16 protein-coding genes are annotated in these 15,836 nt (G+C 60.4%); 10 read left to right on the forward strand and 6 right to left on the reverse strand.

Translation table 11 applies throughout. The features are described 5' to 3' along the window. Positions 1 to 36: 36 nt before the first annotated feature. Positions 37 to 1,764, reverse strand: coding sequence for a ShlB/FhaC/HecB family hemolysin secretion/activation protein (locus ACA069_RS18785; RefSeq protein ID WP_497614877.1), 1,728 nt, complete (start codon positions 1,762 to 1,764; stop codon positions 37 to 39). A gap of 278 nt (positions 1,765 to 2,042) precedes the next feature. On the opposite strand from ACA069_RS18785, the gene ACA069_RS18790 reads away from it, so the two are divergent. Together ACA069_RS18790 and ACA069_RS18795 are read left to right on the forward strand one after the other, a co-directional pair. Beyond that, positions 2,043 to 3,161 (forward strand): HlyD family secretion protein, encoded by a 1,119-nt coding sequence (locus ACA069_RS18790; RefSeq protein WP_497614879.1) that lies wholly within the window; start codon positions 2,043 to 2,045, stop codon positions 3,159 to 3,161. Then, positions 3,158 to 4,750 carry a DHA2 family efflux MFS transporter permease subunit gene (locus ACA069_RS18795; RefSeq protein WP_497614881.1) on the forward strand — a complete coding sequence of 531 codons (1,593 nt, stop codon included), beginning with the start codon at positions 3,158 to 3,160 and terminating at the stop codon, positions 4,748 to 4,750. Before ACA069_RS18790 ends, ACA069_RS18795 begins: the two co-directional genes overlap by 4 nt. Positions 4,751 to 4,764: 14 nt before the next feature. On the opposite strand, the gene ACA069_RS18800 is transcribed toward ACA069_RS18795, so the two are convergent. Continuing rightward, positions 4,765 to 5,205, reverse strand: coding sequence for a carboxymuconolactone decarboxylase family protein (locus ACA069_RS18800; RefSeq protein WP_401266284.1), 441 nt, complete (start codon positions 5,203 to 5,205; stop codon positions 4,765 to 4,767). 177 nt (positions 5,206 to 5,382) lie between these two features. Here ACA069_RS18800 and ACA069_RS18805 point away from each other — a divergent pair, with 177 nt between their 5' ends. Beyond that, complete coding sequence (locus tag ACA069_RS18805; RefSeq protein ID WP_497614883.1) at positions 5,383 to 5,682, forward strand: hypothetical protein; 300 nt, start codon at positions 5,383 to 5,385, stop codon at positions 5,680 to 5,682. A gap of 113 nt (positions 5,683 to 5,795) precedes the next feature. Here the strand turns inward: ACA069_RS18805 and ACA069_RS18810 are convergent, their stop codons facing one another. Further along, positions 5,796 to 7,364, reverse strand: coding sequence for a sensor domain-containing diguanylate cyclase (locus tag ACA069_RS18810; protein WP_497614885.1), 1,569 nt, complete (start codon positions 7,362 to 7,364; stop codon positions 5,796 to 5,798). A 377-nt stretch (positions 7,365 to 7,741) separates the two neighbouring features. Continuing rightward, positions 7,742 to 8,407, reverse strand: a complete 666-nt coding sequence (locus tag ACA069_RS18815; RefSeq protein ID WP_187677577.1) for a ribonuclease T2 — start codon at positions 8,405 to 8,407, stop codon at positions 7,742 to 7,744. A gap of 165 nt (positions 8,408 to 8,572) precedes the next feature. Here ACA069_RS18815 and ACA069_RS18820 point away from each other — a divergent pair, with 165 nt between their 5' ends. From ACA069_RS18820 to ACA069_RS18845, 6 genes are all read left to right on the forward strand, one after another. Then, positions 8,573 to 9,055 (forward strand): hypothetical protein, encoded by a 483-nt coding sequence (locus ACA069_RS18820; RefSeq protein ID WP_401266273.1) that lies wholly within the window; start codon positions 8,573 to 8,575, stop codon positions 9,053 to 9,055. A 101-nt stretch (positions 9,056 to 9,156) separates the two neighbouring features. Next, the gene (locus tag ACA069_RS18825) at positions 9,157 to 10,854 is read left to right on the forward strand and encodes a copper resistance system multicopper oxidase (RefSeq protein WP_497614887.1); all 1,698 of its coding nucleotides are present in this window, start codon (positions 9,157 to 9,159) and stop codon (positions 10,852 to 10,854) included. Between the two features lie 59 nt (positions 10,855 to 10,913). Continuing rightward, positions 10,914 to 11,735: a copper resistance protein B gene (locus tag ACA069_RS18830; RefSeq protein WP_497618267.1), complete on the forward strand. Its 822-nt coding sequence runs from the start codon at positions 10,914 to 10,916 to the stop codon at positions 11,733 to 11,735. Between the two features lie 53 nt (positions 11,736 to 11,788). Continuing rightward, entirely contained in the window at positions 11,789 to 12,163 is a 375-nt protein-coding gene (copC, locus tag ACA069_RS18835) for a copper homeostasis periplasmic binding protein CopC (RefSeq protein ID WP_187677573.1), read from the forward strand. 3 nt (positions 12,164 to 12,166) lie between these two features. Then, a complete protein-coding gene (copD, locus tag ACA069_RS18840; protein WP_497614889.1) occupies positions 12,167 to 13,036 on the forward strand; it encodes a copper homeostasis membrane protein CopD in 870 nt (289 codons plus the stop codon). Between the two features lie 58 nt (positions 13,037 to 13,094). After that, positions 13,095 to 13,880: a transporter substrate-binding domain-containing protein gene (locus ACA069_RS18845; protein WP_497614891.1), complete on the forward strand. Its 786-nt coding sequence runs from the start codon at positions 13,095 to 13,097 to the stop codon at positions 13,878 to 13,880. Between the two features lie 132 nt (positions 13,881 to 14,012). Here ACA069_RS18845 and ACA069_RS18850 read toward each other — a convergent pair whose 3' ends face one another. Then, the gene (locus ACA069_RS18850) at positions 14,013 to 14,228 is read right to left on the reverse strand and encodes a hypothetical protein (protein ID WP_489881084.1); all 216 of its coding nucleotides are present in this window, start codon (positions 14,226 to 14,228) and stop codon (positions 14,013 to 14,015) included. A 136-nt stretch (positions 14,229 to 14,364) separates the two neighbouring features. Between ACA069_RS18850 and pseH the strand changes: the two genes are divergently transcribed. Then, the gene (gene pseH / locus ACA069_RS18855; RefSeq protein ID WP_497614893.1) at positions 14,365 to 14,916 is read left to right on the forward strand and encodes a UDP-4-amino-4,6-dideoxy-N-acetyl-beta-L-altrosamine N-acetyltransferase; all 552 of its coding nucleotides are present in this window, start codon (positions 14,365 to 14,367) and stop codon (positions 14,914 to 14,916) included. 6 nt (positions 14,917 to 14,922) lie between these two features. On the opposite strand, the gene rimA is transcribed toward pseH, so the two are convergent. Then, positions 14,923 to 15,702: a S6 modification regulatory phosphodiesterase RimA gene (gene rimA / locus ACA069_RS18860; RefSeq protein WP_187677668.1), complete on the reverse strand. Its 780-nt coding sequence runs from the start codon at positions 15,700 to 15,702 to the stop codon at positions 14,923 to 14,925. Between the last annotated feature and the right edge of the window lie 134 nt (positions 15,703 to 15,836).

The raw sequence follows: 15,836 nt of genomic DNA on the forward strand, positions 1-15,836 counted from the left end.
GCTGTTTGTTCACTGCATTCTTTGTTTATGTAGCGTTCATATCTGTAAGCCGACCCGCATCAGCCAGGTCTGCGGCTCATGCTGCAGACCGTTGGGCGTGTTGAGGGCGCGTTGGTAATCGACGTCCACTTGCAGGTTTTTCCAGCCCAGATTCAGGCCGACACTGGCGCCGCTCAGGCGTTGGCCCTGGGCACCGTGATCGGCCTTGATCCAGCCGTGGTCGAGACCGACGCGCGGGGTGATCTGCATCGGCCATTCATTGCGCAGCGGCAGGCGCAAGGTGTTGCGCCAGATCGCGCCGCTGGCACCGGACGCACTGCTGACCCGATAACCGCGCACCGCCGAATCGTCGGTGCCGAGCAGTTGTTCGATGGCCGGCAACGGATCGGGGCTGTACTGCAAATTGAGCTGGCTCTGCCACTGCCAGGCTTGCGCGCCGAGCTGACCGTTGCGCCATTGGCTAAGGCCGGCGCGGTACTTGTGGAATTGCGCCTTGGGCAGGTTTTTGACTGGATGCTGCGAGTCGTCATCGGCGCCAAACCAACGCAGGCCCTGGGCGTAATTGACATCGAGGTTCCACACCGCGCGGTCGAGCCAGAACAGATTGAGTCCGGCTTCGGCCACGGTCAGGGTCGGGCTCTGAATCCCCAGGCGCACGTGTTCCAGATAGCTGTCGACGTCCTTGTGCGCCAGTTGCAGGTTGGCGCTGAGCTGGCGGCTCTGGTCGCGCCACAGCACGCGGTCGGCGCGCAGGCTCACTTGATCGGTGATGCCGGTGCTGTGAAAAGTGGTGCTGGGCAATTTAAACGGTGCGCGATATTCGGCGTGGCTGGCGAATGCGCTGTAAGTCCAGTAGCCGTGCGGAATCGCGTAATACAGGCTGGCGTTGCGGTTATAGCGATCGCCCTGATTGAGCGTGTCGCTGGCACTGAGACTTAACAGGTCGTTGAGCTCCAGCGGGCTGTCGAGACTCAGGCTGAGCGTGTCGCGGTCGCGCCCGGTGCTGGCACTGCCGAGGTTGTCGATTCCCGCATTCAAGGCCCAGCGTGACTGCCCGGAGGTGCGCGAACGCAGGATGATCCGCGAGGCGCCGGGCTGGCTGCCGGGGGCGATATCGGCGGTCAGGTCAACAGAGCGCAAGCGGTTCAATTGATCCAGACCTTGCTCCAGGTCACGCAGGTTCAGCGGCCCACCGAGCATCCCCGGGAAGGCGCCGCCGAGGGAAACCGGCAGGCTCTGATCGGCCAGTTCGATGGACTCGATATAGCCTTCGTCGACCATGACGTCGAGCGACTGCCCCGCCGCCGGTGCGCTGCTCAGGTACGGGCGGCTGGCGATGTAGCCCTTCTCGACATAGATCGCGGTGATGGTCGCCAGCAGATGATTGATCTGGCCGACGCCCATGCACGGTGCCAGCAGCGGTTTGATCCGTGCGTTGAGTTTGTCGCTGTCGATCAATGTCACGCCGCCGATGCGCGTGCCGCTTAACGGCCAGCAACGCTCATCGGGGGTTACGGTCTGGGGAATCGCCGGAGTGACCGCTGCCGGGCCGAACGCGCCGCGCTCCAGTTGGCGCTTTCTTTGCTCAAGCTGAAGTTGTTGCAGATCGCGCTGTTGCTGTTGCTGCTGGCGCAGCACTTCCTGGCCCGGCGCGACAGGTTCGGCCGCTTCAAGCGATGAGGCACACACACTCAACACAAAGGCCGACAACAGCGGGCAACGCGTGGCACAACGACGAAACACAGCTTGAAGCGAATACGGCACGCAACATCCTTGCAATCATCAAATGGCGTAATGCCACACTATCAATGATCGTGATAGTCGGAGCCCTCCTACACAAATGCAAGACGCTTCCTACAGCGCTTACATTTCTTAAACAATTGATTTGCCAGACATCAGGGTTTCCCCTAGCGCCCGTCTGGAACCCGCATATATCCCTTGGAGGAACAACTGACGATCGGTCGAAGATTTCAATTGCCACCAAATATTACCTACGTCATATTACGACCGTAATAACGACCCGTTTCCGCAGGTATCCCTCCATGACCAGCATGCCCCCCCTCGAACCCGCCCTCGTCACCCCGGTCAGCGCCAGGCCTCCCCTGCTTAAACGTCTGTTGATTCCCTGTGCCGGTTTGATCGCGCTGGTGTTCGCCTGTTTGTATGCCGTGCACTGGTGGGGCACGGGACGTTTTCTCGAGGAAACCGACGATGCCTATATCGGTGGCAACGTCACGGTGATCGGGCCAAAGGTCGCCGGATACATCGAAGAAGTGCTGGTCAGCGACAACCAACCGGTTAAGGCGGGTGACGTGCTGATCCGCCTCGATGCGCGCGATTACCGCGCCAACCTGGCCAAAGCCGAAGGCGCGGTGGCGGCCGAACAAGCGCTTTTGGCCAACCTCGACGCCACCGAGCAACTGCAACACGCGGTGATCGGTCAGGCCCGTGCCCGCATTGATGCAGCGGGTGCCGAAACCGCGCGCTCGCGGGATGACAACGCGCGCTACAAACGTCTGGTGACCACCAATGCCGTCTCGGTGGAAAGCGCCCAGCGCGCCGACGCCACCTTCAAAACCGCCCAGGCCCTGAGTGCCCGCGCGCAAGCCGAACTGCTCGCCGCGCAACGTCAACTGGCGGTGATCGATACGCAGAAACAGCAAGCCCGCGCCGCTCTCCAGCAGGCGCGCGCCGAACGTGATCTGGCGCAACTCAACCTCGGCTACACCGAATTACGCGCCCCGGTCGATGGCGTCATCGGCAACCGCCGCGCGCGGGTCGGCGCCTACGCACAGGCCGGTTCGCAGCAACTGTCAGTGGTCCCGGCGAGCGGCTTGTGGGTCGATGCCAATTTCAAGGAAGACCAATTGGCGCGGATGAAACCCGGCCAACGCGTGAGCATTCGTGCCGACGTGTTATCAGGTCAGCAATTCCACGGACGCCTCGACAGCCTCGCCCCCGCTACCGGTTCGCAATTCAGCGTACTGCCGCCGGAAAACGCCACCGGCAACTTCACCAAAATCGTCCAGCGCGTACCGGTGCGAATTCGGCTCGACCCGGCTGATGGCGTGCTCGGCCATTTGCGTCCGGGCCTGTCAGTGACCGCTGAAGTCGACACCCGCGCGCAACCTGAAAACAGCGCCGTGGCAGCCGCGCCATGAGCACCATCCTCGCCGCCCCGGCGCAACCGTTCAACGCGGCAAACATGGCGACCGCTACCAAAGTCTTCGCCTTCGCGACGATGTGCATCGGCATGTTCATTGCGCTGCTGGATATTCAGATCGTCTCGGCGTCATTGCGCGATATCGGTGGCGGACTGTCCGCCGGCACCGATGAAACCGCGTGGGTGCAGACCAGTTACCTGATCGCCGAAATCATCGTGATCCCGCTGTCGGGCTGGTTATCGCGAGTGTTCTCCACGCGCTGGCTGTTCTGTGCCTCGGCGGTCGGCTTCACCTTCGCCAGCCTGCTCTGCGGCATGGCCTGGAACATCCAGAGCATGATCGCCTTTCGCGCGCTGCAAGGCTTTCTCGGCGGCTCGATGATTCCGCTGGTATTCACCACCGCGTTCTTTTTCTTCACCGGCAAACAGCGGGTGATTGCCGCCGCAACCATCGGCGCGGTCGCTTCACTGGCGCCGACATTGGGGCCGGTGATCGGTGGCTGGATTACCGATATATCGTCGTGGCACTGGCTGTTCTATATCAACCTGGTACCTGGGATTTTTGTTGCGGTGGCGGTGCCGATGCTGGTGAAGATCGATCAACCGGAACTGTCACTGCTTAAAGGCGCGGACTATCTGAGCATGGTGTTTCTGGCGCTGTTTCTCGGCTGCCTGCAATACACCCTCGAGGAGGGCCCGCGCTGGAACTGGTTCAGCGATCAGACGATTCTGACCACCGCGTGGATCAGCGGGTTGGCGGGATTGGCCTTCATCGGCCGCACGTTGCACGTGGCCAATCCGATCGTCGATCTGCGCGCACTCAAGGATCGCAACTTCGCGCTCGGCTGCTTTTTTTCGTTCGTCACCGGGATTGGTCTGTTCGCGACCATTTACCTGACGCCGCTGTTCCTCGGCCGGGTGCGTGGCTATAGCGCGCTGGACATCGGTCTGGCGGTTTTCTCCACCGGGGTGTTCCAGATCATGGCGATTCCGCTGTACGCCTTTCTGGCCAACCGGATGGATTTGCGCTGGATCATGATGATCGGGTTGGGTTTGTTCGCGGTGTCGATGTGGGAGTTCAGCCCGATCACCCACGACTGGGGCGCCGGAGAGTTGATGCTGCCGCAAGCCCTGCGCGGGATTGCCCAGCAACTGGCGGTGCCGCCGGCGGTGACGCTGACCCTCGGCGGGCTGGCGCCGGCGCGGCTCAAACATGCGTCGGGCCTGTTCAACCTGATGCGCAATCTGGGTGGCGCGATTGGCATTGCTGCCTGCGCAACCATTCTCAATGACCGCACCAACCTGCACTTCACACGGCTGGCCGAGCATCTGAACAGCAGCAACGAGGCGATGAATCAGTGGCTGTCCCAGGTCGGCGGCAACCTCGCCACCCTGGGCCAGAGCGGCGACATCGGCGTCACCGCCAGCCTGCGTCAGCTATGGCTGCTGACCTACCGCGAGGCGCAAACGCAAACCTACGGCGACACGTTCCTGATGATCATGGTGTGCTTCGTCATCGCCACCGCCATGGTGCCCTTGATGCGCAAGGTACAACCACCGGCCGCGCCGAGTGCCGATGCACATTGATCTGCGGTGTAACCTCAGGCTTGCGGCGTTTTACGGAAGCCCACCGCCAGACGATTCCAGCTATTGATGGTGCTGATCGCCACAGTCAGGTCGACCATTTCTTTCGGCGTGAACTGCGCGGCGACGACGTCGTAATCCTCGTCCGGGGCGTGGGTCAGGCTCAGTTGGGTCAGCGATTCGGTCCACAGCAGCGCGGCGCGTTCACGGTCGCTGAAGAACGGCGCTTCACGCCATGCGGTCACGGCGAACAGACGACGTGGCGTTTCACCGCCCTCGATCGCATCGGCGGTATGCATGTCGATGCAGAACGCGCAGCCGTTGATTTGCGAGGCGCGCAGCTTGACCAGTTCGATCAGGTTTTTTTCCAGCGGCAGTTTGGAGACGGCAGTTTCCAGGGCGATCATCGCTTTCAGAGCGTCGGGGGAAGCGGTGTAGAAATCGGTACGGGCTTTCATGGTGGATTCCGGGGCGAGTGAATGTGTGGCTACGTTAGTCCCGGTGCGTGGTTAGGCAAATAGCCAATATTCGCGAAGATCAGGAGGCCACTTGATTGACCGCTCGTCACTCTACCGGCACCAAGCGTTCGGCGCGTCAGACCAATATCAGGTAAATCCCCTTTTTGGAGACCTACCATGATGAAGCGCAAATTCACCTCGTTATTGCTCGCCGGCCTGCTGGCCACGGCTTCGGCCGCCAGCTTCGCGGCCAACGATGGCGCTGATGCTACCGGCACCAAATCCGGCGCCACCAGCGGCTCGACCATGCCGCCGGACAACACGCCGGGCGCGCCTTCTGGCGGTAGCGGTGCCAATGGCGCCGGTTCCGGTACCGGCACCAATGGCGGCGCCAGCGGTTCGGGCTCGGGTGCCGGTGGCGGCACGGGTTCGGCCGGCGGCGGGACGGGCGGCGCAGGCGGTGGCACGGGCGGCTGAACGAACAAGAGCCACCCTTGGTGAGAACGCTCCTATGAGCGTTTTCACAATCCTCACTCAATGAAAATCCCTGTGGCAAGCCAGCTCCCACAGGTTTTTGTGCAGGTTGTGGCTTAGCGATCGGAGCGCATGAGTTCCGCTAAACCGTCCTCCGGCGACAGCACCGCCGCCCGGTTGCGCCCGGCATTTTTCGCCTGATACAGCGCCGCATCCGCCCGTTGGATAAACACTTCCGGGCTGTCATTGCCATTGGGAATAAATGAATAACAGCCCAGACTCACGGTGAGATATTCGGTGGGTGATCCACTGTGGGTAATGCGTTTGTCGATCACGCTGCGGCGAATCTGCCCGGCAATCGCCAATGCGCCGTTGATGTCGGTATCGGGCAACAGCACCGCGAACTCCTCGCCCCCGTAGCGCACTGCCAGATCCGACTTGCGCTGGCAGCAGTTCTTCAGCACCTGCGCCACTTGCGTCAGACAATGATCGCCGGCCACGTGGCCATAAGCATCGTTGTAACGCTTGAAAAAATCGATATCGAGCATGATCAGGCTGACCGGGCTGACCTGCCGCGCACCCCGGGCAAACTCGATTTCAAGTGACCGTTCAAACAGTCGCCGGTTGGCCAGTCCGGTGAGGCTGTCGTGGGTGGCGATCTGCTCCAGCGAGCGTTGTGCCTTGCGCAGGTTCTTCTCGATCCGCTCACCGTCGCGCACCTGATGGATGAACACCCAGCCAAACAGCCCAATGCCCAGGATCACCAGCGCCACGATCACGCTGGACTGGAACGCACGTTCATACCAACCCTTGAGAATTGTGTCCCGCGAGGTCGCGGCAGACACCACCAACGGATACGACGCCAGTTGTCGATAGCCGTACAAACGGTTAACGCCGTCGACCACCGAATTGAACATCGCCGTACCGGCCGCGGCGTTGGGCAACAGCTTTTGATAGATCTCGCCCTGGGCCAGTGACGTACCGATCAGCGATTCGTCAAACGGACGACGAGCGAGCAAGGTGCCGTCAGTCAGGCCGAGGAACATGATGCCGTTGTCGTCGAGGCTGAAGCTTTTGAAGAATTGGTCGAAGTACGCCATCTTGATTCCGGCCAGCAACACACCCTGAAAATTGCCGGCGCGGTCATTGACGCGCTTGGAGATCGGGATGATCCACTCGCCATCCTCGCGGTTGCGAATCGCCGGGCCGATGTGCGCCACGGTCGAGGCGTTCTGCTGATGGAACTTGAAGTACTCACGGTCAGCCACGTTGATGTCATGGGGCAGATCGTTGAAAGAGGTAAGCACCCACTGGCCCTGCTGGTCGAACAGGAACATGCCGTGTAACTGACTTAGTTGCTGCACCCGGCGGGCGAAAGTTCTTTGCAGGCGTGGCTTCTGCGCCGCGCCGTAACCATCATCCTGAATCCAGTCGACCAGGCTGGTCATCACCAGATCCGCCGCGAGAAACGTGTCTTCTGCCTGCTGCGCCATCGCCCGGGTCAGGTTGCTCGAGGCCATTTGCGCCACCGCCAGATCCTGACGCCGCGACTGCTCCAGTTGTAGGTACAGCAAACCAAACAGGCACAAGCTCACTGCAACGACAAACAACGCTGCCGCTTTACGCAGCGGCAGGCGTTTAAGCGCGCCGGGGGCCTGTTGCAGATCGTGAATGGGGATAGGCAAAAGCATGTCCTGGGCAGGTACGACAGGGGCGCAAGCCCGAAACCCTTATGTTTTGTGAGCGTAGTTCACACGGATGCAGGGGGCAAACACCCCGCTCTCGCCCAGTTGTATCGGCGCGCGGTGGATTTGGATGATCGCCACAGGTCGATTTATTTTTACGATCGGTTTTGCAGTAGATAAGCAGCGTGGACACGAGGCCCCTGTGGCGAGGGGATTTATCCCCGATGGGTCGCGCAGCGGCCCCAAGAAACCGGACTGCTGCGCAGTCCATCGGGGATAAATCCCCTCACCACAGGTTCAGAGCTCAGTGCTCAGTGCTCTCTGTTCAATGCTCAGCGCTCAGCGCTCAGCGCTCAGCAATTCTGATTCAAATCACCTCAGCGCGACGGCGGCACGCGAATATCCCCCGCCCGGCACTGAGTTTTCACACCCTTGCCACAAGCGCCAGGCTGCAAGTCTTTACCCATGCACACGCGCACCTCGGACAATTCCGGGCCGCTGCAAATCACCGCGATGCCATCCGCTGGAATCCCCGGGTTAGCTTTGCGGAACAAGTCGGCGATTTCTTGCGCCTCAAAGTAATAGGAGGTGCTGAACGGTTGCAGCTCTTGCGGGATTTTTACCGCGCCAACAGCCTTATCCGCCGCATCCAGATAGCCCATCGCGCCGAGACCACTGCACGTGCCATGTTTCGACCATTCGTGATCAAGCAACTTCTTGGTCGGGAACAGCGTCATGCCTTTGTTGCTTTGCGCCGCCGACAACGTGGTCAGTGGCGGGCAGGACTCCGGCCAGCCGCCCTTGGCGTATTGCGGCCACAGACCGTGCAGGACAAAGCCGTAACCTTTGCCCGAACACTGCACGTCATCCTTGTGCGTAAGGCAAAACGTCGGCGACCAGGACAGCGCCAACAGGTAGTAATCGAATACCCCCGCCACCGATTCCGCCTGCACCTTGCCGGACTGGGATTGGCGCGCCGAACTCAGACCGATGCTACCGGCCGTCAGCGCAATCACCGCCAAAATTGTAAACAGCTTTTTCATGTACCCGCTCCTTGGGACGCCTGCGTCCGTGGTTTTCGTTCCTGACCAGACGTGGTCAGGGCTGATTTGGACACGCCAGTGTTGCAAGCGCATGACGCAAGGCAAGGCCGTACCCCGTTGAAAGGTCTACGATTAATAAGCAGCCATCAAATACAGGGAACCGAAATGAGTAAAGCAGACGAACTCGCCGCGAAGCTCAAGCAAACCCGGCACAACCACGCGGCCGACATCACCTGCGCGGAACTGGAGATCGATTGCTGGCCCGCGCAGGTCTACGACCTGTACCACCGCATCGAGGCGTGGCTGCAACCGGTGACCGAAGTCGGCCTGAAGATTCGGCGCAATCCAACGCACATTTGCGAAACCTCCCCGGATGGCGAATCCCATGACTACGCCATCGATCAATTGGTGATCGAGGCGAATGACCAAACCCTGACATTTGATCCCATCGCACGCTTTACCGAAGATGGTTCTGGACGGGTACAAATCACCCTGCCGGAGCGAAACACCTATCTGTTGCGCACCGTCGATGAACACCACGAAAGCCATTGGTGGCTGCAGACCGTTGAAACCGGGCAGGAGCTGGATGCCATTGCGTTGACTGAGAACAACCTGTTGCAAGTGGTTCAGGAGGGGTTGGGGCTTTAGGTCAATGCTGAACCTGTCAAAACTGTAATCTGCCCCTCAGCCTACTGAAAGCTGGCGCTGGTTAGCCTCTCTGTCATGGATCAAACGGGGACTCAGCGCGCATGCCTTCCAACACCTCAAGACGCACCTTCGTCAAAGGCCTGGCCGCCGGTGGTTTGCTCGGTGGCCTCGGCCTGTGGCGTGCGCCGGTCTGGGCGCTGAGCGGTCCCGGTCAAATCAACGAACTGAGCGGCAGCGAGTTCGAGCTGTTCATCGGCGAAACCCCGGTCAACTTCACCGGCCAACCGCGCACGGCGATGACCATCAACGGCAGCCTCCCCGGCCCGCTGCTGCGCTGGCGCGAAGGCGACACGGTGACGCTGCGGGTGCGCAACCGACTCCAGGACAGCACCTCGATTCACTGGCACGGCATTCTGCTGCCGGCCAACATGGACGGCGTGCCGGGCCTGAGTTTTCATGGCATCGAGCCGGGTGGCGTGTATGTCTATCAATTCAAAGTCCGACAGAACGGCACCTACTGGTACCACAGCCATTCCGGGCTCCAGGAGCAGGCTGGCGTCTATGGGCCGCTGGTGATCGACGCCAAAGACCCGGAGCCGTTCCAATACGACCGCGACTACGTGGTGATGCTCAGCGACTGGACCGACGAAACCCCAACCAGCCTGATGAAGACCCTGAAAAAACAGTCCGACTACTACAACTTCCACAAACGCACCGTCGGTGACTTCATCAACGACGTCAGCGCCAAAGGCTGGGACGCCACCGTCGCCGACCGCAAGATGTGGGCAGAAATGAACATGAACCCCACTGACATCGCCGACGTCAGTGGCGCCACCTACACCTTCCTGATGAACGGCCACGCGCCCGACACAAACTGGACTGGGCTGTTCCGCCCCGGCGAAAAACTGCGTTTGCGCCTGATCAACGGCTCGGCCATGAGCTATTTCGACGTGCGCATTCCGGGGCTGAAGATGACCGTGGTCGCCGCCGACGGTTTGCATGTCAAACCGGTCAGCGTCGATGAACTGCGCATCGCCGTGGCCGAAACCTACGACGTGATCGTCGAGCCCGAAACCGAGGCCTACACCCTCTTCGCCCAGGCCATGGACCGCACCGGTTATGCCCGTGGCACCCTCGCGACCCGCGCCGGGTTGTCCGCCCCGGTGCCATCGCTGGATCCACGGCCATTGGTCAACATGGACGACATGGGCATGGGCGGGATGGATCACGGATCGATGGACATGAGCGCCATGGATCACTCAGCCATGGGGCCGATGCAAGCGCATCCCGACAGCGAAAAAAACAACCCGCTGGTGGACATGCAAGCCATGACCACCGCGCCGAAACTCAACGACCCCGGCCTCGGCCTGCGCAACAACGGTCGCCGTGTGCTGACCTACGCCGACCTGCGCAGCACCTTCGAAGACCCGGACGGCCGCGACCCGGGCCGCACCATCGAGCTGCACCTCACCGGCCACATGGAAAAATTCGCCTGGTCGTTCAACGGCATCAAGTTCTCCGATGCCGAGCCGCTGCGCCTCAAGTACGGCGAGCGCATTCGTGTGGTGCTGGTCAACGACACGATGATGACCCACCCGATTCACCTGCACGGCATGTGGAGTGACCTGGAAGACGAAAATGGCGACTTCCAGGTGCGCAAACACACCATCGACATGCCCCCGGGCACACGCCGCACCTATCGCGTCACCGCCGACGCACTCGGCCGCTGGGCCTATCACTGCCATCTCCTGTACCACATGGAAATGGGCATGTTCCGCGAAGTACGGGTGGAAGAATGAAGGGGCCGATCATGACTCGATTCACCGCGTTGTCCTTACTGCTTGTCGGCAGCTCGGCCATGGCCGCCAGCGACATGCAGGGCATGGATCACAGCCAGATGCCTGGCATGGATCACTCGGCGATGCAAAGCATGGACGACGGCATGATGCAGCCCGCCGCCCCGACTGAAAGTCGCACACCGATCCCCGCGCTGACCGACGCCGACCGCGCCGCCGTGTTCACCAGCCCCGGCGGCCATCAAGTGCATGACAGCGCGATCAACAGCTATTTCCTCGCCGACAAACTCGAATGGCAGGACGCCGACGACGGCAGCGCATTGGCCTGGGATTTATCCGGCTGGATCGGCGGCGACAGCAATCGCCTGTGGCTGCGCTCCGAAGGCGAACGCAGCAACGGCAAGACCGAGGACGCGGAAATCCAGGCGCTTTGGGGCCACGCGATTTCGCCGTGGTGGGACGTGGTCAGCGGTGTGCGCCAGGACTTCAAGCCCGGCGCCCCACAAACCTGGGCTGCCTTCGGATTGCAGGGCATGGCGCTGTACAACTTCGAAGCCGAGGCCACTGCGTTTATCGGTGAAGGTGGCCAGAGCGCCATTCGGCTGGAAGGCGACTATGACATTCTGCTGACCAATCGCCTGATCCTTCAGCCAACCGCCGAACTCAACGTCTACGGCAAAAACGATCCGCAACGGGGCATCGGCTCAGGGCTGTCCAACACCGAAGCCGGCCTGCGCCTGCGCTATGAAATTCGCCGTGAATTTGCCCCCTACATCGGCGTGACCTGGAACCGCACCTACGGCAACACCGCCGATTACGCGCGGGCCGAAGGCGAGGATCGCAGCGAAGCGCGCCTGGTGCTTGGCGTGCGGCTGTGGTTCTGAAGCCATATTCAATAACAAAACAACCACCGCCCAAGCGCGGTAAGAGGCCTCGCATGCGCACATTGAAAACCGCCGTCATACTCGCCACCGGCCTGCTCCTGAGCAGCCTGGCCCAGGCCCACCCGAAACTGCTCTCATCGACCCCGGCCGAAGGCGCGGACGGCGCAGCGCCCGGCAAGATCGAACTGCACTTCTCGGAAAACCTGATGACCCAGTTCTCCGGGGCCAAACTGGTGATGACCGAAATGGCCGGCATGGCCCATTCGCCGATGCCGATGAAAGCCAAAGTCAGCGCCGGCAGCGACCCGAAAACCATGCTCATCACCCCCCTCGCCCCGTTGCCTGCCGGCACCTACAAAGTCGAATGGCGCGCGGTGTCTTCAGACACCCATCCGATCACCGGCAACGTCACGTTCAAAGTGAAGTGAGCGATGGGCGAACTGAGCAACATCATCCTGCGACTGGCGTTGTATGTGGATCTGCTGCTGTTGTTCGGGGTGGCGTTGTTTGGGGTCTACAGCTTTAACCGGGTGCTGCGGTTTCAGCCGATGCTGCGCGCCATGGCGCTGTTCGGGATGCTGCTGTCAGTGGCTGGCGGAGTGCTGATGACCAGCGCCATGAGTGGCGAAACCGAGCTCGCGGCGCTGTGGCCGCATCTGCAAATGATGCTGTTTGAAACCGACGTGGGGCTGGCGTGGGCGGTGCGGGTGGGTGCGCTGATCGTCGTGTTGATCAGGCCGGGGTTATGGATCGCTTCGATTGCCGGCGCAATCGCCCTCGCCTCGCTGGCCTGGAGCGGGCATGGCGCGATGGACGAAGGATGGCTGCGGATCTGGCATTTCCTCAGCGACATCCTCCACCTGCTTGCTGCCGGGGCATGGTTGGGCGCCATGCTGGCGCTGGTGTTGATGGCGCGCGGGCTTGTTGATGAACCACGCCTTCGGCAACTGGCTCATGCCGTCAAACGCTTCGAACCGGTGGGCGCGGTGATTGTGCTGACGCTCACGGTGAGCGGCGTGGTGAATTACCTGTTCATCGTCGGCCCCAAACTCGATGACGTGTTGCTCGGTGCCTACGGAATTCTGCTGGCGATCAAGGTCGTGCTGTTTGCGGCCATGCTGGTGTTAGCGGCGCTGAACCGTTTTTACCTCGGGCCATTACTCGAACAATCCTTGCGCGACGGCCAGCACCGCAAAGCCGCGAATGCTCTCAGGCGCAGTGTTTTGCTGGAGTTGGCCATCGCGCTGCTGATTGTGGCGCTGGTTGCATGGCTGGGCACTTTGAGTCCCGAGCCGGGATGACACCTGGCAAAGGCTTTCACTACACTGGGCCACCTTTCCCTGCATAAGCCCGATCGCCATGACAACGCTAAAAAGCACGATGATCTTCTGCGGCCTGCTCACCCTGGCCGCCGGCGCCCACGCTGAGCCAACCTCTTCGCACCTGGACACCATCCAGCAACAAGGCCAACTGCGCGTCTGCACCACCGGCGACTACAAGCCCTACACCTTCAAACGCACCGACGGCGACTTCGAAGGCATCGACATCAGCATGGCCCGCTCGCTGGCCGACAGCCTCGGGGTCAAGGTCGAGTGGGTACCAACGACCTGGAAAACCCTGATGCCGGACATGCAGGCTGGCAAGTGCGACATCGGCATGGGCGGGATTTCGGTCACGCTGGACCGGCAGAAAAAGGCCTACTTCAGCAACACCCTCGACGTCGATGGCAAAATCCCGCTGGTGCGCTGCGCCGATCAAGCCAAATACCAGACCGTCGAACAGATCAACCAGCCCGGCGTGCGCCTGGTGGAACCCGCCGGCGGCACCAACGAAGCCTTCGTCCACGCCTTCCTGCCCAAGGCGCAACTGGCCCTGCACGACAACGTGACGATCTTCCAGCAACTGCTCGACAACAAGGCCGACGTGATGATCACCGACGCCTCGGAAGCGCTGTACCAGCAGAAGTTGAAACCGGGATTGTGCGCGGTCAATCCGCAACAGTTCATGCAGTACGGCGAGAAGGCTTATTTGCTGCCGCGTGATGACATCAGCTGGAAGCTGTACGTTGATCAGTGGCTGCACCTGAGCAAAGTCACTGGCAAATACCAGAAGGTCATTGGTGAATGGCTGGCCGTGCCGCAGTAAGCAATCGAGCCTGACACTCAATCAACCAGACCTGCACTGAGCAGTCAGGCTCACATTGAACCTGTGGTGAGGGGATTTATCCCCGACGGGTCGCGAGCGGCCCCACTTTTTTTCAGGTTCAGGCACAAACACTCAATCGTCATGCAACATCCCGGAGCTGTACTGGTTCAAGCTACTACCAATACTGCTCCCGCCAAACTTCAAAGTCGTCGCATGGCTCTGCCCGTCCAGCGACTGACAATCCGCCGAAAAACAACTGCTGGTCGTCAACCCGCCCGCCCCCGAACACGCACTCAACACCGACACCGTTCCCGCAATCAACAACACTTTGAAGACATCAAGGCGCATGGCACGATTCCCCTCGGGATGAAAAGCAACGATCTTGTGCCAACATCCTAGGCCTGCCCCGTACACCGCAACATGAAATTTTCCGGATCGACAGCGCCGGTTCAGTATCGCCTGACCGCCAGACAAGGACATCACCATGCAATTCCTCCCGCTCACCGAAGCCGACCCCGCCCTCCAGGCCCATGTCCGCACCCTGCGCAATCAAGAGGACGTGCGCAAATTCATGTACACCTCTCATGAAATCACCGAACAGGAACACGCTAACTGGCTGGCCTCTTTGCAGGACAACCCTCGGCAGCAAGTGTTTGTAGTGATCAAGGATCAGCAAGCGGTCGGGATCGTCTCGTTGAACGCGATCAACGCTGCGCAGAAAACCGCAGATTGGGCGTTTTATCTGGACGTTGGCTTGCAGGGCAAGGGCTTGGGCAGCGTGGTCGAGTTCTGGATGCTCGATTACGCGTTTGATGTGGCGGGGCTGGAAAAGCTGAATTGCGAGGTACTGGCGATGAATTCAGCGGTAGTGAAGATGCATCAAAAATTCGGGTTTGAGATTGAAGGCGTTCGCCGGCAGAACGTGGTGAAAGATGGGGTTCGGGTCGACGTGGTTTTGTTGGGAATAACCAAGGCTGAGTGGCAGAACAAGCGACCTGCGCTGGCCGCCGTTATCGAGCGGATCAGTGCAGGCTGAACGAGATCATCTCTCCAGCCACGCACCTTTGGGGATCTGCGCCAGCGATTTGAAAGCAGGCTTGGCGAACCAGAAACCCTGCATCAGATAAATGCCGCAATCGGCGAGAAAGTCTCTTTCCTGGGCATCCTCTATACCTTCGGCGATCACCTCAACGCCCAATTCTCTGCACATGTTCACGACGTTACGCACGATGGTCTGGCGCACACGATCAAGGTGAATATCCCGGACCAGCGCCATGTCCAGCTTGATCAAATCCGGCTGAAAATCCGCCAACAGGTTAAGGCCGGAATACCCTGCGCCAAAGTCGTCGATTGCCGTCTTGAAACCAAACTCACGGTACTCACGCAAAATGTTCGTCAGATGGCTGTTCTTTTCAACGTGCTCGCCCTCAACCGCCTCGAAGATCAGGCGATCCAGCGGGAACCCGTGAGCGCGCGCTGCTTCAAGCGTGCTGCGAATGCACAATTCCGGACGGTAAACGGCATTCGGCAAAAAGTTGATCGAGAGGTACTCGGTCATACCTAACTGAGCCGCCGTGGAAATCGCCCGCACACGACACAGTTGATCAAATCGATATCGGTTTTGATCGTCCACCTGCTCCAGGACTGACAACGCTCCTTCGCCATTCACGCCTCGAACCAAGGCCTCATGGGCAAAGGTCGTTTGATCGCGCAGATCCACAATCGGCTGAAACGCGAAGGCGAAATCCAGATCCGGCGCGCCTTTGTTTTTACAGCCCTGGCAGCCTCCGGGAGAGGCGGATGATTTTGGAAATTCGGTCATGAAGCCCCCTGATAACGGGTTGTAAACGTCCATGTGATCAATAAGCAGCTGTTCGGTTATGTGCTACCCAGCCATAACTGTAGCCCAACGGCGCCTGAATATATTGAAGGCGCCGTGGGATCATCGTTCACAAA

This window comes from Pseudomonas sp. LBUM1652 (genome assembly GCF_059716105.1).